Origin of the sequence: Micromonospora sp. NPDC005299 (genome assembly GCF_042872345.1) — a bacterium.
Taxonomy (GTDB): domain Bacteria; phylum Actinomycetota; class Actinomycetes; order Mycobacteriales; family Micromonosporaceae; genus Micromonospora.
Window position 1 is genome coordinate 140694 of record NZ_JBIAKG010000009.1, and the last position, 21046, is coordinate 161739.

General features: G+C 74.2%; 18 protein-coding genes. 4 read left to right on the forward strand and 14 right to left on the reverse strand.

Features of this window, described 5'->3' with window-relative positions; translation table 11 throughout:
- Positions 1-2 precede the first annotated feature (2 nt).
- The 12 genes from ftsZ to mraZ all read right to left on the reverse strand — a co-directional run bounded on the left by ftsZ (position 3) and on the right by mraZ (position 15130).
- Positions 3-1118, reverse strand: coding sequence for a cell division protein FtsZ (gene ftsZ, locus ACFYPD_RS24425; RefSeq protein ID WP_387117716.1), 1116 nt, complete (start codon positions 1116-1118; stop codon positions 3-5).
- A 238-nt stretch (positions 1119-1356) separates the two neighbouring features.
- Positions 1357-2175 (reverse strand): cell division protein FtsQ/DivIB, encoded by an 819-nt coding sequence (locus ACFYPD_RS24430; RefSeq protein ID WP_387117719.1) that lies wholly within the window; start codon positions 2173-2175, stop codon positions 1357-1359.
- Positions 2172-3653 carry a UDP-N-acetylmuramate--L-alanine ligase gene (murC, locus tag ACFYPD_RS24435; protein ID WP_387117722.1) on the reverse strand — a complete coding sequence of 494 codons (1482 nt, stop codon included), beginning with the start codon at positions 3651-3653 and terminating at the stop codon, positions 2172-2174. Before murC ends, ACFYPD_RS24430 begins: the two co-directional genes overlap by 4 nt.
- Positions 3654-3684: 31 nt before the next feature.
- A complete protein-coding gene (murG, locus tag ACFYPD_RS24440) occupies positions 3685-4791 on the reverse strand; it encodes an undecaprenyldiphospho-muramoylpentapeptide beta-N-acetylglucosaminyltransferase (RefSeq protein WP_387117724.1) in 1107 nt (368 codons plus the stop codon).
- Positions 4791-6233: an FtsW/RodA/SpoVE family cell cycle protein gene (locus ACFYPD_RS24445; protein WP_387118124.1), complete on the reverse strand. Its 1443-nt coding sequence runs from the start codon at positions 6231-6233 to the stop codon at positions 4791-4793. Before ACFYPD_RS24445 ends, murG begins: the two co-directional genes overlap by 1 nt.
- A gap of 214 nt (positions 6234-6447) precedes the next feature.
- On the reverse strand, positions 6448-7572 hold the full coding sequence (mraY, locus tag ACFYPD_RS24450) for a phospho-N-acetylmuramoyl-pentapeptide-transferase (RefSeq protein WP_387117726.1): 1125 nt from the start codon (positions 7570-7572) through the stop codon (positions 6448-6450).
- Entirely contained in the window at positions 7569-8966 is a 1398-nt protein-coding gene (gene murF, locus ACFYPD_RS24455; protein WP_387117728.1) for a UDP-N-acetylmuramoyl-tripeptide--D-alanyl-D-alanine ligase, read from the reverse strand. Before murF ends, mraY begins: the two co-directional genes overlap by 4 nt.
- A complete protein-coding gene (locus tag ACFYPD_RS24460) occupies positions 8963-10525 on the reverse strand; it encodes a UDP-N-acetylmuramoyl-L-alanyl-D-glutamate--2,6-diaminopimelate ligase (protein WP_387117730.1) in 1563 nt (520 codons plus the stop codon). Before ACFYPD_RS24460 ends, murF begins: the two co-directional genes overlap by 4 nt.
- 52 nt (positions 10526-10577) lie before the next feature.
- Entirely contained in the window at positions 10578-12782 is a 2205-nt protein-coding gene (locus tag ACFYPD_RS24465) for a peptidoglycan D,D-transpeptidase FtsI family protein (RefSeq protein WP_387117733.1), read from the reverse strand.
- A 3-nt stretch (positions 12783-12785) separates the two neighbouring features.
- On the reverse strand, positions 12786-13388 hold the full coding sequence (locus ACFYPD_RS24470) for a septum formation initiator family protein (RefSeq protein WP_387117736.1): 603 nt from the start codon (positions 13386-13388) through the stop codon (positions 12786-12788).
- Complete coding sequence (rsmH, locus tag ACFYPD_RS24475; protein WP_387117739.1) at positions 13385-14494, reverse strand: 16S rRNA (cytosine(1402)-N(4))-methyltransferase RsmH; 1110 nt, start codon at positions 14492-14494, stop codon at positions 13385-13387. Before rsmH ends, ACFYPD_RS24470 begins: the two co-directional genes overlap by 4 nt.
- 204 nt (positions 14495-14698) lie before the next feature.
- A complete protein-coding gene (gene mraZ, locus ACFYPD_RS24480) occupies positions 14699-15130 on the reverse strand; it encodes a division/cell wall cluster transcriptional repressor MraZ (protein WP_073831045.1) in 432 nt (143 codons plus the stop codon).
- Positions 15131-15485: 355 nt separating this feature from the next.
- Here mraZ and ACFYPD_RS24485 point away from each other — a divergent pair, with 355 nt between their 5' ends.
- The 4 genes from ACFYPD_RS24485 to ACFYPD_RS24500 are packed head-to-tail and all read left to right on the forward strand — an operon-like array spanning position 15486 to position 18888.
- Complete coding sequence (locus ACFYPD_RS24485; RefSeq protein WP_387118127.1) at positions 15486-16733, forward strand: MurT ligase domain-containing protein; 1248 nt, start codon at positions 15486-15488, stop codon at positions 16731-16733.
- Positions 16723-17445: a type 1 glutamine amidotransferase gene (locus tag ACFYPD_RS24490; protein ID WP_387117742.1), complete on the forward strand. Its 723-nt coding sequence runs from the start codon at positions 16723-16725 to the stop codon at positions 17443-17445. The genes ACFYPD_RS24485 and ACFYPD_RS24490 overlap by 11 nt, the downstream gene beginning before the upstream one ends.
- Positions 17442-18125, forward strand: a complete 684-nt coding sequence (locus tag ACFYPD_RS24495) for a TVP38/TMEM64 family protein (RefSeq protein ID WP_387117745.1) — start codon at positions 17442-17444, stop codon at positions 18123-18125. Before ACFYPD_RS24490 ends, ACFYPD_RS24495 begins: the two co-directional genes overlap by 4 nt.
- 1 nt (position 18126) lies before the next feature.
- Entirely contained in the window at positions 18127-18888 is a 762-nt protein-coding gene (locus ACFYPD_RS24500) for a phosphotransferase family protein (protein ID WP_387117748.1), read from the forward strand.
- A gap of 247 nt (positions 18889-19135) precedes the next feature.
- On the opposite strand, the gene ACFYPD_RS24505 is transcribed toward ACFYPD_RS24500, so the two are convergent.
- Both ACFYPD_RS24505 and ACFYPD_RS24510 read right to left on the reverse strand, forming a co-directional pair.
- Positions 19136-19792 carry a response regulator gene (locus ACFYPD_RS24505; protein ID WP_387117751.1) on the reverse strand — a complete coding sequence of 219 codons (657 nt, stop codon included), beginning with the start codon at positions 19790-19792 and terminating at the stop codon, positions 19136-19138.
- Positions 19789-20970 carry a sensor histidine kinase gene (locus ACFYPD_RS24510; protein ID WP_387117754.1) on the reverse strand — a complete coding sequence of 394 codons (1182 nt, stop codon included), beginning with the start codon at positions 20968-20970 and terminating at the stop codon, positions 19789-19791. The genes ACFYPD_RS24505 and ACFYPD_RS24510 overlap by 4 nt, the downstream gene beginning before the upstream one ends.
- Positions 20971-21046: the final 76 nt, after the last annotated feature.

The following is a 21046-nucleotide window of genomic DNA, read 5'->3' on the forward strand; positions in this document are numbered from 1 at the left end:
GCTCAGGACCCGTTCTTGAGGAAGTCGGGCACGTCGACGTCGTCGAAGAGCACTCGGCGCGGCGACTGCTGCGGGGCCGGCATGGTGGCCGGCGGGCTGACCGGCGCGTTCGCCTGCGTCGGCGGGTTCTGGTTGGTCTTGCGGGACGGCTCGACCGCCTTGTACGCGGGCGCGCCCCCGTCGAAGCCCGCCGCGATCACGGTCACCCGCACCTCGTCGCCGAGCGCGTCGTCGATGACCGCGCCGAAGATGATGTTGGCGTCCGGGTGGGCCGCGTCGGTGACCAGCTGGGCCGCGTCGTTGATCTCGAACAGGCCCAGGTCGGAGCCGCCGGCGATGGAGAGCAGCACACCCCGCGCGCCGTCCATGCTCTGCTCCAGCAGCGGGCTGGAGATGGCCGCCTCGGCCGCCTCCACGGCGCGGTTCTCGCCGCGGGCGCTGCCGATGCCCATGAGCGCGCTGCCGGCGCCGCTCATCACGCTCTTCACGTCGGCGAAGTCCAGGTTGATCAGACCCGGCGTGGTGATCAGGTCGGTGATGCCCTGGACACCGGAGAGGAGCACCTGGTCCGCGGTGCGGAAGGCGTCCATCATGGAGATGTTGCGGTCGCCGAGCGCGAGCAGCCGGTCGTTCGGGATCACGATGAGCGTGTCGCACTGGTTGCGCAGCTCGTCGATGCCGGACTCGGCCTGCACCTGGCGGCGCTTGCCCTCGAAGGAGAACGGCCGGGTGACCACGCCGATGGTGAGCGCGCCGAGCTTGCGGGCGATGTTGGCCACGACCGGCGCGCCCCCGGTGCCGGTGCCGCCGCCCTCGCCGCACGTCACGAAGACCATGTCGGCGCCCTTGAGCACCTCCTCGATCTCGTCGCGGTGGTCCTCGGCGGCGTTCTTGCCGACGTCCGGATTGGCGCCGGCGCCCAGCCCTCGGGTCAACTCCCGGCCGACGTCGAGCTTGACGTCGGCGTCGCTCATCAGCAGCGCCTGCGCGTCGGTGTTGATCGCGATGAACTCGACGCCCTTGAGCCCAACCTCGATCATCCGGTTGACGGCGTTCACGCCGCCGCCCCCGATGCCGACGACCTTGATGACCGCCAGGTAGTTGTGCGGAGGTGTCATCTCCGGTCCTTTCCCTTCGAGATTGGCATGGGCCGACCCCACACGGCTTGGCCAGACCAGCGGCGGAGCATTTCCCAGCTGTTCCGACGGCTGAAACCCTCACCCTCTACTAGAGGCTTAGAGCGATGTCAACCACTGATCTCTTCGGGGCAACGTATGCGCCGCCGCGCGCTGAGCCAAGGACCTGCCCGGCGTGTCGCCCGTGGAGCGGGCCGGCTCACGTCGGCCGACCGCCGGATCACTGGAACGTGACCACGTCCGGAGCGCTGACGTCGATCGTGTCGGCCTTCCGACCGAGCAGGGCGGTGGCCACCTTGGACTTGTCCGGGCTGCGCGTCGCGTCGCCCCAGACCACCTTCCGGTCGTCGCGCAGCAGCAGGGTGATCCGGGCCAGCCCGGCCACGTCCACCGCGACCAGCTCGCCGCGCAGCTTCGGGCTGAGCGCGGCGAGCACGTCCAGCCCGGCGCGGGTGCCGGGGTCGTCGGGAGCCGGCCTGCCCACCCGGACGACGGGCAGCCCGGCGGGCGCCTGATCCAGGTTCTGGAAGACCACGCCGGCCCGGTCCACGACCGCCCAGCGCTCGCCCTGCGGCACCGCGGCCACCGGGGTCCGCTCCACCACCCGGATCACCAGGGCGCCCGGCCAGTCCCGCTCCACCGTGGCTCGCTCCACCGGAGCGAGCGTGCCGACCCGGCGGGCGGTCGCGGCCAGGTCCACCCGGGCCAGCGGAGCCTCGTCGGGCACGGCCGCGGCGTCGCGCACCTCGACCGGGGTGACCAGCGTCGCGCCGACCACCCGCACCTCCCGGACACCGAACAGGCCGGTGTTCAGCACGGTCCAGGCAACCAGCCCGGCGACCGCCAGCACGGCGACGGTGACCGCCCAGGGCAGCGCGGCGCGCATCCGCCGCTGCCGGGCCCGGGCCATGAACCGCCGGGTGGACGGGGGTACGGCATCCGCGCTCGCCCGGACCAGCTGCCACCGGCGGACCGGGTTGCGTCGGCCGGCCCCGCCGTCCTGGCCGGGGGTGCGGCCACGGGCCGGGCCGGGGCTCATCCGGCCGTGGCCGCCGCGCCGTCCGGGTCGACGCCGGTGCCGATCGCCGCGGCGTCACCGGTCCGGGCCAGCAGGGCGTCGAGCAGCTGGTCGCCCATCAGCGAGATCGGCGGCGCGCCCATGGTCACCACCACGTCGCCCGGCCGGGCCCGGCGGGCCACCTCGGCCGGCACGTCGTCCCACGCCTCGACGAAGACCTTCCGGTCCGCCGGCAGCGGCACCACCTGGACCAGGGCGGCCGAGCCCTCGCCGGGCTGGCGCAGCTCGCCTGGGCCGAAGACCTCCAGCAGCACCAGTTCGTCGGCGATGCCGAGGGCGGCGGCGATCTCCGCCTGGAGGTCCCGGGTGCGGTACAGCCGGTAGGGCTGGAACACCACGATGAGCCGGCCCTCGCCGGCCACCTCGCGCAGCGTCTGCAGGGCCAGCGTCATCGAGGTCGGGTGGTAGGCGTACTCGTCGTAGACCAGCACGCCGTCCGCGACGCCCTTGCGCTCGAAGCGCCGCCGCACGCCGGGGAACGCGCCGAGCGCGGCCTCCGCCGCCGTGATCGGCAGCTCCAGCAGGTACGCGGCGAGCACCGCCGAGGCGCTGTTGAGGCCCATGTGCCGCCCCGGCATCGGCAGCCGGATCTCGCCCAGCGACCGGCCCTCGATCTCGGCCAGGTAGCGCACCCCCTGTGCGGAGGAGGCCATCGCGCTGAGCTTCAGGTCGGCGTCGGCGGACTCGCCGTACGTCCAGACCCGGCGCCCCTCGGCCCGCAGCGTCTCGGCCAGCCGCCGCCCGCCCGGGTCGTCGGCGCAGGTGACGATGAAGCCCTCGGGGTCGGTGAGCCGGGCGAACTCGGCGAAGGTCGCTTCCAGGTTGGCGAGGTCGCCGTAGGTGTTGAGGTGGTCGGCCTCGATGTTCGTGATGATCGACACGTACGGGCGGTAGATGAGGAACGAGCGGTCGCTCTCGTCCGCCTCGACCACGAAGTACTCGCCGGTGCCGTGGTGGGCGCCGGAGCCGACCTCGGAGATCTCGCCGCCGATCACGAAGGACGGGTCGGTGCCGGCCTGCTGCAGCACCATGGTGACCATTGAGGTCGTGCTGGTCTTGCCGTGGGTGCCGGCGACCGCCACGGTCCGGCGGCCGGTCATCGCGGCGGCGAGGGCCTCGGAGCGGTGCAGCACGCGTAGCCCGCGCCGGCGCGCCTCGGCCATCTCCAGATGGTCCTGCGGGATGGCCGAGGAGTAGACGACCGTGTCCACGCCGTCGAGGTTGGTCGCCTCGTGGCTCATGTGGATGGTGCCACCCAGCGCCCGCAGGCCGGCGAGGGAGGGCCACTCCCGCAGTTCGCTGCCGGAGACCGGCAGGCCCCGGGTGAGGAAGAGCCGGGCCAGGCCGCTCATGCCGACGCCGCCCACCCCGATCAGGTGGATCCGGCCCAGGTCCTCCGCGGTCATGGTGCCGGCGGGGGTGAACTGCGCGGTGTTCATGCGACGTACCTTCCGGTCGCGGCGGCCGCCATCAGCGGCTCACCGCCTCGTAGACGAAGTTCAGCAGGGCGACGTCGCCGTCGCGCCGGCCGTACGCGGCCGCGGCGCCGCCCATCGCGGCGAGCCGCTGCGGGTCCCGGATCAGCGGGATCACCGTGCGCTCCACCCAGGCCGGGGTCAGCTCGGCGTCGTCGACGAGCAGCCCGCCGCCGGCCTCCACCACGGGCAGCGCGTTGCGCTTCTGCTCCTGGTTGCTGTGCGGGTAGGGCACGTAGATGGTGGGCAGTCCGATCGCGGCCACCTCGGCGCAGGTCATGGCGCCGCCGCGGGCCAGCATCAGGTCGGCGGCCGCGTAGCCCAGCTCCATCTCGGACAGGTAGGGCAGGGTCACGTACGGCACCGGCAGGTCGGTGGGGACGGAGACCGCCTCGTTGCGGGCGCCGATCACGTGCAGCACCTGCACGCCGTTGCGGGCCAGTTCCTTGGCCGCCCCGGAGACCGCCAGGTTGATCGAGCGGGCGCCCTGCGAGCCGCCGGCCACGAAGAGCACCGGCAGGTCGGGGCGGAGCCCGAAGTGGGCGCGGGCGGCGTTGCGCACGGCGGCCCGGTCCAGCCCGGCGATGCCCCGGCGCAGCGGCACCCCGACCACCCGGGCGTCGCGCAGCGACTCGGCCTGCGCCGGCTGGTGCGGGAAGCCCACCGCGACGTTCTTCGTGAACTTCATGCCGAGCCGGTTGGCCACGCCCGGCGGCACGTTCACCTCGTGGATGACGATGGGCAGCTCGCGGCGCCACGCGGCCAGGTAGCCGGGGACCGAGACGTACCCGCCGAAGCCGATCACGGCGTCGGCCTGCACCTCGTCGAGCACTTTGCCCGCCGCGCGGGCCGCCTTCCACATCCGGTCCGGGGTGCGCACCAGGCTCATGTTGACCGAGCGGGGCAGCTGGTAGGCCGGGATCTGGCGCAGGTCGTAGCCGGCCGGCGGGATCAGCTCGTTCTCCAGCCCCTTGGGTGTGCCGAGGCAGGTGATCCGGACGCTCGGGTCGTGTCGGCGCAGGCAGTCGGCGAAGGCGAGCAACGGGTAGATGTGGCCACCCGTACCGCCTCCGCAGAGCACCACCGAACGCAGCGGACCCATCAGCGTCTCCTCTCGCTCGCCGTGCCGGCGCGCGTCCGGTCGGGCCGGGCGCCGCGGGCTGCGGCCTGGTCGTCCTGCCGCCGCGGGCGGGACCGGGGCACGGACCCTCGGTCCGCCGGTGGCGACGCCGGTCGGCGGCGCCGGCCGGGAAGCGGCGGCAACGGGGCCCACACTAGTCGGACCCACCGGGCCGGCGGACGGGCATGCAGGGCCCGGGCCGCGTCGGGCTCGGCGCGGGCGAAGGAGGCGAGCATCCCGACCGCGGCCAGGGTCACCACCAGGGCGCTGCCGCCGTCGGAGATGAACGGCAGGGGTACGCCGGTGAGCGGCAGCAGCCCGGTGACCCCGCCGACGTTGATCACGGCCTGGCCGACCAGCCAGGCGGTGACCCCGGCGGCGGCGAGCCGGCGGAACGGGTCCTCCACCCGGCGGGCGATCCGCAGCCCGGTGTAGGCCAGCACCGCGAAGAGCACCAGCACCACCGTGCAGCCGACCACCCCCAGCTCCTCGGCGATGATGGCGAAGATGAAGTCGTTGTGCGCCTCGGGCAGCCAGCCGAACTTGGCGCTGCTCTTGCCCAGCCCGACGCCGAACCAGCCGCCGTGCTCCACGGCGAAGCGGGCCTGGACGAGCTGGTAGCAGTTGGGCAACTCCAGCTCGAAGCAGGTCTTCGGGTCGGGCGGGTCGAGCCACATGGTGAGCCGCCCGAGTCGGTAGTTGTCGGCGTCCCGCGACCCGGAACCGGCGCCTAGTGACGCGGCGGCGACCAGCAGGCCGATCCCGGCCAGACCGATCGCGGAGAGGGTGGCGAAGACCCGCTTCCGCACCCCGGCCGCCCAGAGCATCCCGACCACCAGCGCGAGCAGGCAGAGCATGCTGCCCAGGTCGTTGTAGCCGACCAGCACGAAGAGCAGCCCGACCACCGGGAACAGCGGGGTGGCCAGTTCCTTCCACCAGCCGAGGGCGGCGCCCTTGCGGGCCAGCACGTGCGCGCCCCAGAGCACCAGCGCGAACTTGGCCACCTCGACCGGCTGCACCGAGATCGGACCGAGGTAGAGCCAGAGCAGCTGGGCCTTGAGCGGGCCGAGCGACTCGACCCGAAGCAGCGCCTCCAGCGCGACCAGCAGATTGAGGACCAGCAGGAGCGCCACGGCCACCCCGAGGAAGGGCCGGGACACCGCCCGGAACGTCCGGGCGGGCAGCCGCTGGCAGGCCCAGAAGGCCACGATGCCGATCACCGCGAAGATCGCCTGCTTGACCAGGGACGCGGTGGCGTCCCCCTCCTCGGCGAAGTCCTTGACGCTGGTCGCGGAGAAGACCATGGTCAGGCCGATCAGCAGCAGCAGGCCGGCGCTGGAGAGCAGCAGGTAGTAGGAGGCCAGCGGCCGGGCCAGCAGGCCGCGCAGCGCGGCCAGCCCGCCGGCCGCGTCCAGCCCGAGCAGCGGCCCCGGCGGGTCGGCCGGACGGGTCGCCGCGGGCGGCCGTCGGGCCTGCGTGTCGGTCGCGCCCTCGGTGTCTCTTCCCTCCCCCACCCGCCCATCATGGCGGCTCGACCCGCCCGTCCGTGGCGCAACCGCCCGGTCGGCGTGTCGGAACGCGAAACGGCGGGACCCCTGGTAACGCCCAGGGATCCCGCCGTGACGCAGCGGCAGCGGGTCAGCTCACCGCGGCGAGGAACTCGCTGTAGAACAGGCCCAGCGCGATGGCCACACCGATGCCGGCGATGATCCAGAACCGGACCACGATGTTGACCTCGCTCCACCCGGCCAGCTCGAAGTGGTGCTGAAGCGGCGACATGCGGAACACCCGCTTGCCGGTGGTCCGGAACGAGATGATCTGGATCACCACGGACATCGTGACGATCACGAAGAGGCCGCCGATGATCGGCAGCAGCAGGATGGTCCGGGTGGACATCGCCATGCCGGCGATCAGGCCGCCCAGGCCCAGCGCGCCGGTGTCGCCCATGAAGATCCGGGCCGGCGAGGTGTTCCACCAGAGGAAGCCGACGCAGGCGCCGGCCGCCGCCCCGGCGATCAACGCGATCTCCAGCGGGTCCCGGACGGCGTAGCAGTACGCCTCGGAGTAGTTCGGGTCGGCGCACCAGTGCCGGTACTGCCAGAAGGCGATCAGGGCGTACGCGGCGAGGACCATCACCGAGGCGCCGGTGGCCAGGCCGTCGAGGCCGTCGGTGAGGTTCACCCCGTTGGTCGCCGCCATCACCACCAGGATGATGACGATCACCGCGCCGATCTTGCCGATCTCCAGGGCCGGGATGTCCCGGATGAAGCTCAGCATGGTGCTGCCGACGGTCTCGGTGTTGGTCGCGTTGCCGCGGACGTCGGTCATGCTGCTCGGGAAGTAGAGCGCCACGACGCCGAAGATCGCGCCGACCAGGATCTGGCCGGCGAGCTTGCCGCGCTTGTTGAGGCCGCCGCTGTGCCGCTTGCGGACCTTCAGGAAGTCGTCGATGAAACCGACCGCCCCGGAGAACACCATCAGCCCCAGCAGCACCAGCGCCGTGATGGTCGGCTCGACCTGGGCGATTTGCGCGTCCGGCAGGGTGGTCAGGGCCAGGTGACCGGCGACGTACGCGATCACCGTGGCCAGGATGAAGACCACGCCGCCCATGGTCGGCGTGCCCTTCTTGCCCTGGTGCATGGCCGGACCCTCGGCCCGGATCGGCTGGCCGGCCTTGAGCCGGGTGAACACCTTGATCGCGATCGGGGTGCAGAAGAGCGAGATGAGGAAGGCGACCCCGATGGCGACGATCACCGCCCTCATGCAGCCGACCCCTTCTCGGCGTCCGCGCGCAGCGCGTCGGCCACCTCCCAGGTGCGGTACCGGGAGCCCTTCACCAGCACCACGTCACCCGGACGTAGCTCGCTCCGCAGCACCTCGACGGCCGCCGCCTGATCGGTGAGCAGCACCGACTCTCCTCCCCAGTTGCTTACCGCTGTGGCGCCTTCGTGGATCGGCGCCGCCGACTCGCCCACCACGAGCAGCCGGTCGACCCCCAGTTCGGCCGCGAGCCGGCCGACCTGCTGATGCCCCTCCCGTTCGAAGTCACCCAACTCGGCCATGTAGCCGAGCACCGCGACGGTACGCCCCGTCCCCCGCATGCTGGCCAGCGCCCGCAGCGCCACGCCGGTGGAGGCCGGGTTGGCGTTGTACGAGTCGTCGATCAGGATCACCCCGTCGGGGCGTTCCCGCACGTCCATCCGGCGGGTGGAGACCAGGCCCAGCTCGCCCAGGGCCACCGCCAGGTCGGCCAGGGGCAGGCCCAGCTCGCGGGCGACCGCCGCGGCGGCCAGCGAGTTGGACACCTGGTGCCGGCCGGTCAGCCCGAGCCGCACCGGCGCACTCCCCTCCGGCGTGACGAGGGTGTACGACGCCCGGCCCCGCCCGTCCAGCGTCACGTCGACCGCCCGCACGTCGGCCCGCTCGGACTCGCCGTAGCGGACCACCCGGGCCGCGGTGCGCGCCGCCATGGCGTCGACCCGCGGGTCGTCGGCGTTGAGCACGGCCAGCCCGTCGGCGGGCAGCGCCTCGACCAGTTCCCCCTTGGCCAGCGCGATGGTCTCCACCGAGCCGAACTCGCCGAGGTGCGCCACCCCGACGTTGAGCACCACCGAGATCCGCGGCGGCACCACGTCGCACAGGTAGCGGATGTGGCCCACCCCGCGGGCGCCCTTCTCCATCACGAGGTAGCGGGTCTCCGGGCCGGCCTGCAACGCCGTGTACGGGTGCCCCAGCTCGTTGTTGAACGAGCCGGGCGGCGCCACGGTCGGGCCGAGCCGGACGGCCAGCTGGGCGATCAGGTCCTTGGTGGTGGTCTTGCCGGAAGAACCGGTCAGCCCGATGACGGTCAGCCCGGGCAGCCGGTCGACCACCGCGCGGGCCAGCCGCCCCATGGCGTCGAGCGCGTCGCCGACCAGCACCATCGGCACGCCGGGCACCTCGCGGGTGCCGAGCACGGCCACCGCCCCGGAGGAGACCGCACCGACCGCGTAGTCGTGCCCGTCCACCTTCTCGCCCGGGAAGGCGACGAAGAGGCCGCCGGGGGTGACCTTGCGGGAGTCGAACTCCACCGAGCCGGTCACCCGGGCGTCCGGGTCGGCGCCGACGAGCCGGCCGTCGACCGCGGCGGCCACCTCGGCCAGGGTCAGCGGGATCATCGCTGTCCCACCAGGTCGCCGAAGCGGGCGCGCAGCGCCTCCGCCAGCTCCACCCGGTCGTCGAACGGCAGCACCTCGCCGTTGATCTCCTGGCCGCGTTCCTGGCCCTTGCCCAGCAGCGCCACGATGTCCCCCGGTTCCGCCACCCGGACCGCCTCCTCGATCGCGGCCCGCCGGCCGGGCGCCTCGATGATCCGCGCGCCGGTGCCCGCCGCGTACGCGCCGGCCAGCACCTCGGCCCGGATCGTGGCCGGGTCCTCGGTGCGCGGGTTGTCGTCGGTCACCAGCACCACGTCGGCGCCCCGCGCGGCGGTGCCGCCCATCACCGGCCGCTTGCCCCGGTCCCGGTCGCCGCCGGCGCCGAGCACGCAGATCAGCCGGCCGCCGGTCAGGTCCCGCAGCGCCGCCAGGACCGCCTCGATGGCGTTCGCCTTGTGCGCGTAGTCGACCACCCCGCGCACCGGGGCGTCGCCGCTGACCAGTTCCAGCCGGCCGGGCACCCCGCCGCAGGCGGCCACCCCGCTGACCGCGGTGGTCGGGTCGACCCCGGCGGCCACCAGGGTGGCGACGGCCAGCAGCGCGTTGGCCACGTTGTGCCGGCCGGGCAGGGCCACCCCGGTGGGCAGGGTCAGCCCGTCGGGGCCGTGCACGGTGAAGCGCTGCGCGTAGCCCTCGCCGCCGATGCCGTCGGCCCACCAGGTGGCGGTCGGGTCGCCGGCCGCCGAGTAGGTCACGGTCGCCGGCTTGAGCAGCGGCCGCAGCGCCGGGTCGTCGTGGTTGAGCACCTCGACCCGGCAGCGCCCGTCGAAGAGCTTCGCCTTGGCGGCGAAGTAGTCCGCCTCGTCGGCGTGGAAGTCCAGGTGGTCGGAGCCGAAGTTGGTGTAGCCGCCCACGTCGAACCGGACCCCGCCGACCCGGCCCATCGCCAGGGCGTGGCTGGACACCTCCATGACCACCGTGTCCACCCCGCGCTCGCGGGCCACCGCCAGCATGGCGTGCAGGTCGGTCGCCTCCGGGGTGGTCCGGACGCTGTCGATCACCAGGTCGCCGAGGCGGGTCTCCACCGTGCCGATCAGGCCGGTGGTGTGCCCGGCGGCGCGCAGCCCGGACTCGATGAGGTAGCTCGTGGAGGTCTTGCCGGCGGTGCCGGTCACGCCGATCACGGTCAGTCCGGCGGTCGGGTCGCCGTAGACGGTGGCGGCGACCTCGCCGAGCACCGCCCGGGGGTCGTCGACCACCAGCACGGGCAGGCCCGCCCCGGCGGCCAGCGCGACGCCGGCCGGGTCGGTCAGCAGGGCCACGGCGCCCGCTCCGGCCGCCGCGGCGGCGAACTCCGCGCCGTGCCGGCGGGCCCCGGGCAGGGCCGCGTACAGGTCGCCGGGGCGGACCTCCTGGCTGGCGTGGGTCACCCCGGTGACGGCCACCTCGGCGGCCCCCTCCGGCGGCGCGACGGCCAGCCGGGCGGCGAGGTCGCCGAGCCGGACGGGATTCACGGTGGCGGGTCGTGGATTGCCGGGCACGGCGTCAGACCCTACCCGGTCGTCCGGTTCCGACCGCACAGCCGCCCCGGTGGTTCGTCGCCACTCACCGATCATGTCCCGCCCCGCCGGTTCAGTGCGGAAAGACCTCGAACTTCGGGGACTTGTTGGTCGCCGAGGGCGGCACCCGGTAGTGCCGGAGAGTGAAGGACATCATCTCCCGGAAGGCCGGCGTGGCCACCGCCCCGCCCTCGCCGCCCGGGCTCCAGGCGAAGACCGCCACCACGTACCGGGGCTTCTCGGCCGGGGCCATCCCGATGAACGAGGCGACCTCGCCGGGCTGGCGCTTGCCGTTCTCGTAACGCAGGCCGGTGCCGGTCTTGCCGGCCACCCGGTAGCCGGGCACCGCGGCGGCCAGGCCGGTGGCCCGCCCGTCCGGGCCGTCGACCGTGGTGACCGCCTCCAGCATCCGGCGCAGCGCGGCCGCGTTGGCCGGGCTGAGCACCGAGCGGGTGACCGGGGCGGCGCCGGGCTTCTTCTTCCCGTCCGGGCCGATCACGTTCTTGATCAGGTGCGGCTGGACGTACGTGCCGTCGTTGGCGATGGCGGCGTACGCGGCGGCCATCTGCAACGGGGTGGCGTCCACGCTGTGCCCGATCGGCACCGACCCGTACGACGAGCCGCTCCACTCGCTGGCGGGGAGTAACCGACCGGCGGCCTCCCCGGGCATGCCCTCGCCGGTGGGCTGCCCCAGCCCGAACCGCTTCTGGTAGTCGATCAGGCGATCCCGGCCCAGTTTCTCGGCGATCTCGATGGTCCCGACATTGGACGAGAAGGCGAGCATGCCCGGGATGCTCATGGTTCGCCCGTTGGCCGGGTGGGTGTCCGTGAAGGGCACGCCGCCCCTGGTGATCGTGTTGGCCACCGGGAAGCTGGTGTCCGGGGTGATCACGCCCTCCTGGAGGGCCGCGCCGTAGGTGATCGCCTTGTGGATCGAGCCCGGGTCGACGATGAAGCTGGTGGCCGCGTCCTCGCGGTCGGCCGGGGAGTTGACCTTGGTGGGGTCGGCCGCGTTGTAGGTGGGGAAGCTCGCCTGGGCCAGCACGTCGCCGGTGCCGACCTCGAAAACCACCGCCGCACCGACGCTGTTGCGGGTCTGGGCCATCGCGTCGGACAGGATCCGCTGGGTCTTGAACTGCAGATCGCGATCGATGGTGAGCTCCAGCGAACTGCCCGGTTGAGCCGGGGTGGTCTGGCTGTAGCCGCCCGGGATCGGCGCGGCCAGGTCGCCCTGCCCCACCTCGTACCGCTTCCGGCCGGGCTTGCCCTCGAGGACGTCGTCGTACTTCGCCTCCAGCCCCTCCAGGCCGGTCATGTCCTGGCTGACGAAGCCGATGAGGTTGGCGGCCAGGTCCCCGCCGGGCACCTCGCGCCGCTCGTCGCGGTGCACGCCGATGCCGGCCAGGTCCAACGCCATGATCTGCTTGGCCCGGTCGATGTTGACGCCGCGCGCCAGGTACTCGAACTGTGACCAGCCGCCGCCCGGCAGCTTGCGGCGCTTCATCTTCCCGGCCAGTTCGGAGGCGGGCACGCCGAGCAGTGGGGAGAGCAGCCTGGCGGTGGCGACCGGGTCCTTGACCTGGGTGGGGTCGGCGAAGACGTACCGCGCCTCCACACTGTGCGCCAGCGGGGCGCCGGTGCGGTCGTAGATCGCCCCGCGCGGGGCCGGCAGCTCGACCACGGCGAGACGGCTGGCGAGCCCGCCATCGGCGTACGCCGGGGTGCTGGCGGTCTGGAGGTAGATCAGCCGGATGCCGATGGTGGTGAAGAGCGCCAGCACGAGCAGCGTGCCGAGCCGCAGCCGGCGGCGCGGGTCGGCGAGCTTCGGCGGGCGGCGCGGCTTGCGGGCCGGCCGCCGGGCGGCGGCCGGCCGCTCGGGGCGGCGCGGCCCGGGCCGGCGCCGCGGCGCGGGCTGGTCGTCGTCGTCGAACGGCTCACGCACCGGCCGGGCGGACACGGTCCGCACCACGCCGGCCCGGCCACCGGCCGCGGTCTCCCGGCGGCCGGCGCGGGTCGCTCCGGTCCGGCCGCCGTCGAGCACCTGCAACGCCGGGCGGAACGGGTCCCCGGAGCGGCTGCTGCGCGGGGTACGCCGTTGCTCGGCGCTCCCACCGGTGCGGGCCGCGCCGCCGCCCTCCCGGATGGTCCGGCCCCGCGGGGTGTACGCCCGGGCGTCGGAGATCCCTCCGACCCCCGGCTCCCGGTGCTCCGCGCCCCGGGACGAGCCGCGCCGGGAGCCCTTGGCGTCCCGGCGCGGTTCCTCCGATCTCGGCGGCACTGCTCAGCCTCCGTTGCCCTGCTGGCTGGTGATCGCCGGCGCGCCCTCCACCGGGTGCGGGACGCCGATCACCTTCCCGTCCGGCAGCCGGATGTAGGCCAGCTCGTCGGAATCGACCAGGCCCAGCTTGCGGGCGTTGGCGGTCAGGTTGCCGGGCGCCTTCTGGTCGGCGATCTCCTTCTCCAGCTGCTGCTGGTCGACGTCGAGCTTGGCCTGCTGCTGCTGGAGCTTCTCCAGCTTGAAGGCGTTCTCGTTGATCTTGGTGTTGACCGCCAGGATGCCGAACACCCCACCGACCACGAGCACCAGGATCAGCCCGACGAACGGCGCCCGCGGCACACGGACCGGCGGCGGCGGGGCGACCCGCAGCCGCGGCGAGGTCGTGCCGGTGGCCTTGGTGCGCTCGGCCGGCCGCAGCGCGGCGCTGCCCTGGGTGGGGAACTCGCGCGCCCCCCGGGCGCGAGTCTCCTCCCGGCGGTCGGGCCGGTCGGCCGTCACCGTCGACGTGGTGCCACGCGGGGCGCGCTGCGCCGTGGTCCGGCCCCCCGACCGCGGTGCGCGCTGCCCGATGCCGGTGTCCCGGCTGTCGCGCTGGTTGACGTTCATGTCCCCTCCCCCTCTTCGTCCGTCCCGTTCCCGTCCCCCGAGGCCGACCGCGGGTCCGTTCCGGACCCCGGTGACCCCGTCCCCGGTTGGTGCATCGCCTTGACCCGGCGGCGGTACCGTTCGCGGTCGGTACGCCCCTGCCGGGCCGCCTCCGGGTCGAGCCGTTCCGCGGCCCGCAGCCGCACCGAGGCGGCCCGCGGGTTCGCCGCGACTTCGGCCTCCCCGGGCAGCTCCGCGCCCCGGCTGAGCAGCCGGAACGTCGGACCCGACCCGGGCAGTTCGACCGGGAGGTCGACCGGGCCCTTACTGCGGACCCGGTCGGCGAGCGCCTGCTTGGTGAGCCGGTCCTCCAGCGAGTGGTAGGACAGGACCACCATGCGGCCGCCCACGGTGAGCTTGTCCAGAGCGGCCGGCAGCGCCGTCTCCAGCGCTGCCAGCTCTCTGTTTACCTCGATCCGCAAAGCCTGAAACGTTCTCTTTGCCGGGTGTCCCCCGGTTCGTCGGGCTGGTGCCGGAATGCTCTCCCGGACCAGCTCGGCCAGTCGCGCCGACGACGTGATCCGCGCGCGCTCGCGCTCCCGGATGATCGCCGAGGCGATCCGCCCGGCGAACTTCTCCTCGCCGTACACCCGCAGCACCCGGGCCAGGTCCGGGTGGGAGTAGGTGTTGACCACCTCCTCGGCGGTCACCCCCCGGGTCTGGTCCATCCGCATGTCCAGCGGCGCGTCCTGCGCGTACGCGAACCCGCGGTCGGGCGCGTCCAGTTGCAGGGACGAGACGCCGAGGTCGAACAGGATCCCGTCGATCGCCGGGTAGCCGAGCCGGTCGAGCACCTCGGGCAACTCGTCGTAGACGGCGTGCTCCAGGTGGATCCGGTCGGCGAACCGGGCCAGCCGGGCCCGCGCGTGGGCGAGGGCCTCGGTGTCCCGGTCCAGGCCGATCAGCACCGTGTCCGGGTGCGCCTCGAGCACCGCCTCGGCGTGTCCGGCCAGGCCGAGCGTGGCGTCGACGTGGACGGTGCGGCCGGGCCGGCCCAGCGCGGGGGCCAGCAACTCGAGACACCGCTCGAGCAGCACCGGCACGTGCGTGCCGCGTAGCTCCCCCATCTCGACCCCCACTGGTTGAAACCCGCTTCCGTCCCTGTGTCCGTCGTCGTCACGGCGCCTCGCCATACCGCCAGATCCCCATCCGCTCCCGCCCGCCGGAGGCCGCGGCCCTCCGTATCGGATCGTGCGCCTGGCACCGGGGAAGGGGTGCCAGGAACTCGAAAGCGGGTGGAGATCTCGCAGTACGTCGGGCGCCGTCACGCCCTACAGACCGCCGGGCAGCACCCCCTCCTCGATGTCGGCGAAGTCGTCTTCGCTCTCCGCGAGGTAGGCCTCCCAGGCCGCCCTGTCCCAGATCTCCACCCGGGTGCTCGCGCCGATCACGACCAGGTCGCGGTCGAGAGCGGCGTACGACCGGAGATGCCCGGGGATGGTGACCCGTCCCTGCTTGTCCGGCACCTCGTCGTGCGCGCTGGCGAAGAAGACCCGGCTGTAGGCCCGGGCCGCCTTGCTCGTCATCGGCTGCGCGCGCAACTGGTCGGCGATCCGCTGGAACTCGGGCATCGGGAAGACGTAGAGGCAGCGCTCCTGCCCTTTGGTGATCACGACACCCCCCGCCAGCTCGTCCCGGAACTTCGCCGGAAGGATCAACCGGCCTTTGTCGTCCAGGCGCGGAGTGTGGGTGCCGAGGAACATCGGCCCAACCCCCTCGCCCTGAGCGGCGTTCGCGGCGCCGCTGACCCCCCGGGCCGGTGTGGCCCTCCCGGCCTCACCATCGCGCCCCACTCTACTCCACTTCCCTCCACCCGCAACCAGAAACGCCCGCGTGGCGCGGCGTTTGCGCGCGCAAAACAGCACGTCAGCGGGGGTGGGGCGGAGTGGAGGGGTGCGGCGGGCCGCGAGGGCCGTCCGCTTCCCGACATTGATCGACTCCGTCCGGCGGAGCGCGCGGTGGCCGTCCGCCGGACGTCCCCGGCCGAACGGATCGCCGTCGGCGGCGATCTGGTGGGCCCGGTGGTCCGGTAACCTCGCTCGGGTGACGGACGCGAAGATGCCCCTGCGGGCAAAGGTGGCCAGCTCCGTGTCGCGGACCGCCGCGGCGCTGTCGCGGGCGGCGGGCCGTGGCGACGGCTCGGTCATCGGCGGCTGGATCGGCCTCAAGATCGACCCGGACCTGCTCGCCCACCTCTCGACCGGGCGCGCCATCGCCCTGGTGTCCGGCACCAACGGCAAGACCACCACGACCCGGCTCACCGCCGCCGCCGTCGGCGTGCTCGGCCGGGTCGCCACCAACTCCTTCGGCGCGAACATGCCCACCGGGCACACGTCGGCGCTGGCCAAGGCCGGCAGCACGCCCTACGCCGTGCTGGAGGTGGACGAGCACTATCTCGCCCAGGTGCTGGAGGCCACCGAGCCGCACGTCGTGGCGCTGCTCAACCTCTCCCGGGACCAGCTCGACCGGGCCAAGGAGGTCGCCATGATGGCGCAGCTCTGGCGCGCCGCGCTGGTCCGGCACACCGACGTGCGGGTGGTCGCCAATGCCGACGACCCGATGGTGGTCTGGGCCGCCACCCCGCCGGCCGACCCGGCCCAGGGCCACGTCCCGCCGCACGTCACCTGGTTCAGCGCCGGCCAGCGCTGGCACGACGACTCCTGGGTCTGCCCCGAGTGCGGCTCCACCATCCAGCGCTCCGGCGAGCAGTGGTGGTGCACCGGCTGCCCGCTGCGCCGCCCCCAGCCGCAGTGGACCGTCGAGGACGACGGGGTGCTCGACCCCACGGGCGCCTGGCACAAGGTGCAGCTCCAGCTCCCCGGCAAGGTCAACCTCGGCAACGCGGCCACCGCCCTGGCGGTCGCCGCCGAGTTCGGGGTACGCCCCGTGGACGCGGTCTCCCGGCTCGGCTCGGTCACCTCGGTGGCCGGCCGCTACGCCCAGGTCGACCGGGACGGGCGCAACATCCGGCTGCTGCTGGCCAAGAACCCGGCCAGCTGGCTGGAGGCGTTCGACATGGCCGACGTCGCGCCGACACTGCTCTCCATCAACGCGCGCGACCCCGACGGGATGGACACCTCCTGGCTCTTCGACGTCGACTTCTCCCCGCTGGCCGGCCGGCAGGTGCTGATCACCGGCGACCGGGCGTACGACCTGGCGGTCCGGCTCGACGTCAACGGCGTGCCGTTCCAGCACGTCCGGACCTTCGACGACGCGGTCCGGGCCGTGCCGCCGGGCCGGCTGGAGGTCATCGCCAACTACACCGCCTTCCAGGACATCCGAGCGGAGCTGGACCGTGTCAACTGAGAGCCTGCGCATCGTCTGGATCTATCCGGATCTGCTGTCGACCTACGGCGACCGGGGCAACGCGCTGATCCTGGCCCGCCGGGCCCAGCTGCGCGGCATGCCGGTCGAGGTGCTGGAGGTCCGCTCCGACCAGCGGCTGCCCGCCACCGCCGACATCTACCTGATCGGCGGCGGCGAGGACGGCCCGCAGGCGCTGGGCGCGCAGCGGCTGATCGCCGACGGCGGCCTGCACCGGGCGGTGGCCCAGGGCTCGGTGGTGTTCGGCGTCTGCGCCGGCTACCAGCTGCTGGGCACCTCCTTCTTCGCCAAGGGCACCCGGTGCACCGGGCTGGAGCTGCTCGACATCTCCTCCGACCGGGGTCCCACGCGCGCGGTCGGCGAGCTGGCCGGCGAGGTCGACCCGCGGCTGGGCATCCCCTACCTGACCGGGTTCGAGAACCACGGTGGGCGGACCCACCTCGGCCCCGGCGTGTCGCCGGTGGCCCGGGTGACCGCCGGGGTCGGCAACGACGGGACCACCGAGGGCGCCTGGCGCGGCAAGCTGCTCGGCACCTACTCGCACGGCCCGGCGCTGGCCCGCAACCCCGCCCTGGCCGACCTGCTGCTGCGCTGGGCGACCGGCGTCCACCAGCTCCCCCCGCTCGACGACACCTGGGCCGACCGGCTCCGGTCCGAGCGCCGCGCCGCGGTGGCCGCCGCCGCACGGGAATGATCGGCGCCGCCCGACGGCTGCTCCGGCAGCCGTCGGCGCGCCGGTTCGCGCTGCTGCTCCTGCTGCTCGCCGGGTGCGTCGTCACGCTGCTGCTGGTTCCCCGCCCGGACCCGGGTGACCTGCCCCGGCTCGCCCACTCGCTCGGCGCCTACGCGCCGGCCGCCGCCGTGGTGGGCGGCGCGCTGCTGCTCGTGGCGCTGGTCCCGCGGACCTTCGTCACGCTGGCCGCCGGGGCGATCTTCGGCCCGGTGCAGGGCGCCGCGTACGCCCTCGGCGCGGCGCTGCTCGCGGCGGCCATCGGTTTCGCGGTCGGCCGCCTGCTGGGCCGGCAGTTCGTCGCCGAGCGGGTCCGTGGCCGGCTGGCCCGGCTGGACGGCTGGTTCGCCCGGCAGAGCGTGTTCGGCGTGATGACCGTCCGCCTGCTGCCGATCGCCGGGTTCGGGCTGGTCAGCTACGGCTACGGCACCACCGGGGCGCGGGTGCTGCCGTTCCTGGCCGGGAGCGTGATCGCCTCCGCTCCCACCGCGATCGGCTACGCGGCCATCGGCGCGGCGGTCAGCTCCCCCGGCTCGATCAACTGGTACGCCGCCGCCCCGGCCAGCCTCGGCCTGATCGCCAGCGTGTTCATCATCCACCGCTGGTGGCGGGCGGAGCGGCACCGCCGGCTCGGGCCGAGCTGACATGGTTGGCACCGGGGAGACGCTGCCCGGCGGGTTCGTCGCCGAGGTGGTCCGGATCGGGGACACCGTCCGCCGTACCCCGCCCGCCGACGCCGCCTTCGCCGCCGCGCTGCTGCGTCACCTCGCCGCGACAGCGCCCGGGATCGCGCCCGCGTACCTCGGGACGGACGAGCGGGGTCGGCAGGTGCTCTCCCACATCGAGGGTCTGGTGCCCTGGCGCGACAGGGAGGACCGGGCCTTCTTCGCCGACGCCGCGCTGACCCGGTTGGCCGGCCTGATCCGGGCGGTGCACGACGCCTGCGCCGGCACCGACCTGGCCGCCGGCGCGGAGACCGTCTGCCACCGGGACCTGTCCCCAAAGAACACGGTGTACCGGGTCGAGCCGGCCGGTCCGGTGCCGGTGGCGCTGCTGGACTGGGACCTCGCCGGTCCCGGCCGGCGCGTCGAGGACGTGGCGTTCGCCGGCTGGCACTGGGCCACGCTGGGCGGCGACGCCGACCCGACCGAGCTGGGCCGTTGCTGCCGGCTGCTCTGCGACGCCTACGACCGGCCGACCGGGGGGCTGCTCCCCCGGGGTGAGCTGGTCGGCGTCATGCTCGACCAGGTCGAGGGCACCTGGCGGGGCATCGACACCGGCGCCGACCGCGACGAGCCCGGCATGCGCCGGCTGCGCGCCGCCGGGGCGGTCGAGACGGTACGCGGCTGGCACGACTGGCTGCGCCGGCACCGCCGCACGGTCGAGGTCGCGCTCGCCGCGCGGTGACCGCCGGCCGGCCCGACCAGGCCGCCCGCCGGACCGCCCTTCGGGCGAGCCCGCCCTCCTCGGCGAGCCCCGTTCCCCTGGCGACCCGTTCCCCGGCGACCGCCGCCACCGTGCCGAAGGCACCACGGCGGCTGATCACACTCGTCAACTCATGACCGGCCGAACTCTCGTGCTACCCGACGACACCGGTGCCGGCCAGGCCGCTCGACCCGCCGAGGTCACCGTGCGCCGACCGGTGGAGCACCGGTCAGCGGGGTGGCCCGACCAGGCCGGCCTCGTAGGCGGCGATCACCAAGTGCACCCGGTCCCGGGCGGCCAGCTTGGTGAAGAGGCGGGCCACGTGCGCCTTGGCGGTCGCCGGGCTGATCACCAGCTCCGCCGCGATCTCCGGGTTGGACAGGCCGCGCGCCACGAGTGTGAGCACCTCCCGTTCCCGGTCGGTGACGCCGGGCAGGGCACGGGGGCGGGGCGCCGGGGCGGGGCGGCGGGCGAACTCGGCGATGAGCCGCCGGGTGACGCCCGGTGCGATCAGCGCGTCGCCGGCCGCCACCACCCGCACCGCCGCCAGGATCTCCTCCAGCGCCATGTCCTTGACCAGGAATCCGCTCGCCCCGGCGCGCAGCGCCGCGTGCACGTGCTCGTCGTCGTCGAAGGTGGTCAGCACGAGGACCCGGGTCGGTCCGCCGGCCGCGACGATCTCCCGGGTCGCCGCGATCCCGTCGGTGCCGGGCATCCGCAGGTCCATCAGCACCACGTCGGGGGCCAGATCGCGGGCCGACCGGACCGCCTCCGCGCCGGTGCCGGCCTCGCCGACGACGACCAGGTCCGGCGCGTCGGCCATGAGGACCCGCAACCCGGCCCGCACCAGCGGCTGGTCGTCGACGAGGAGGACGCGGACCGTCACGACGAGCCCACCGGCAGCACGGCGGCCACCCGGAAACCGCCCTGCGGCCGCGGACCGGTCTCGCACCGGCCGCCGAGCAGCGCGGCCCGTTCCCGCATGCCGATGATGCCGTGCCCTTCGCCGCCGAGCGGGCCGCCGCAGCCGTCGTCGAGCACCTCGACGTGGGCGGCGTCCGGCGCGTACCGCACAATCACCCCGCACTCGCTCACCCGCGCGTGGCGTACCACGTTGGTCAGCGCCTCCTGCACGATCCGGAATGCGGCCAGCTCCACCTCGGCGGGCAGCGGACGGGGCTCGCCGTCGATGGCGAGCGTCACCCGCACCCCGGCATCGGCCGCGGCCCCGACCAGCCGGTCCAGGTCGGACAGACCGGGCGTCGGTTCCAACGATGCGCCGCCGGGGCGGCGCAGCGCCCCCAGGGTACGGCGCAGCCCGGCGAGCGTCTCTCGGCTGGTGTTCTCGATGGTGGTGAGCGCGGCACGGGCCTGCGCGGGCTGGCTGTCGATGACCCGGGCGCCGACGCCCGCCTGGATGGCGATCACGCCGATGCTGTGCGCCACCACGTCGTGCAACTCCCGCGCGATGCGCAGCCGTTCCGCGGTGACCGCGTCGGCGGCCGCGTGTGCCCGCACCTGCTCGGCGTGCCGGCGGCGCACGAGCACCGAGTTGCCGAGCACCCACGCGGCGAGGACCGCCGGGACGGAGAGGATGGCCCGGTCCAGCGCGTCGGCGGCCGGGTTCACGAAGGCGGCGGCCACCTGCACCAGGAGCACCATGACCGCCGCGGGCACCGACACCCGGCGCAGCCCACGGGCCGCGACCGCCCCGAGCATCACGTCGACGACGAGGAACTGGAGGTACCAGACGCCGGCCAGGTAGCCCTCCTCCCACGCGTTCGTGGTGGCGGTGACCAGTGACGCCCCGGTGAGCATGAGGCCGAGGGCGAGCAGCGGTCGGCGACGCAGCAGGCCGGCGGGCAGCAGCACCGCCAGGACCGGCGCGAGATAGCGCACCGGGAGCCCCGGCACGCTGTTGTCGGGGGTGGGGACGACCAGCACCGGCCCGCCCATGCCGGAGGTGGCGGCGAGGAGCAGCACCACCGGCAGCAGCGCCACCGCGGACCAGATCAGCACGGTCCGCACCCGGCGGGCGCGGGGACGCGGGACGACGGCGTGCATGCGGTCACCGTATCCAGCGAGCGGTCGCCCGGTCATCGGCCGGCGGGCGTACGCCCGGGGGCGGGGTGTCGGCGGT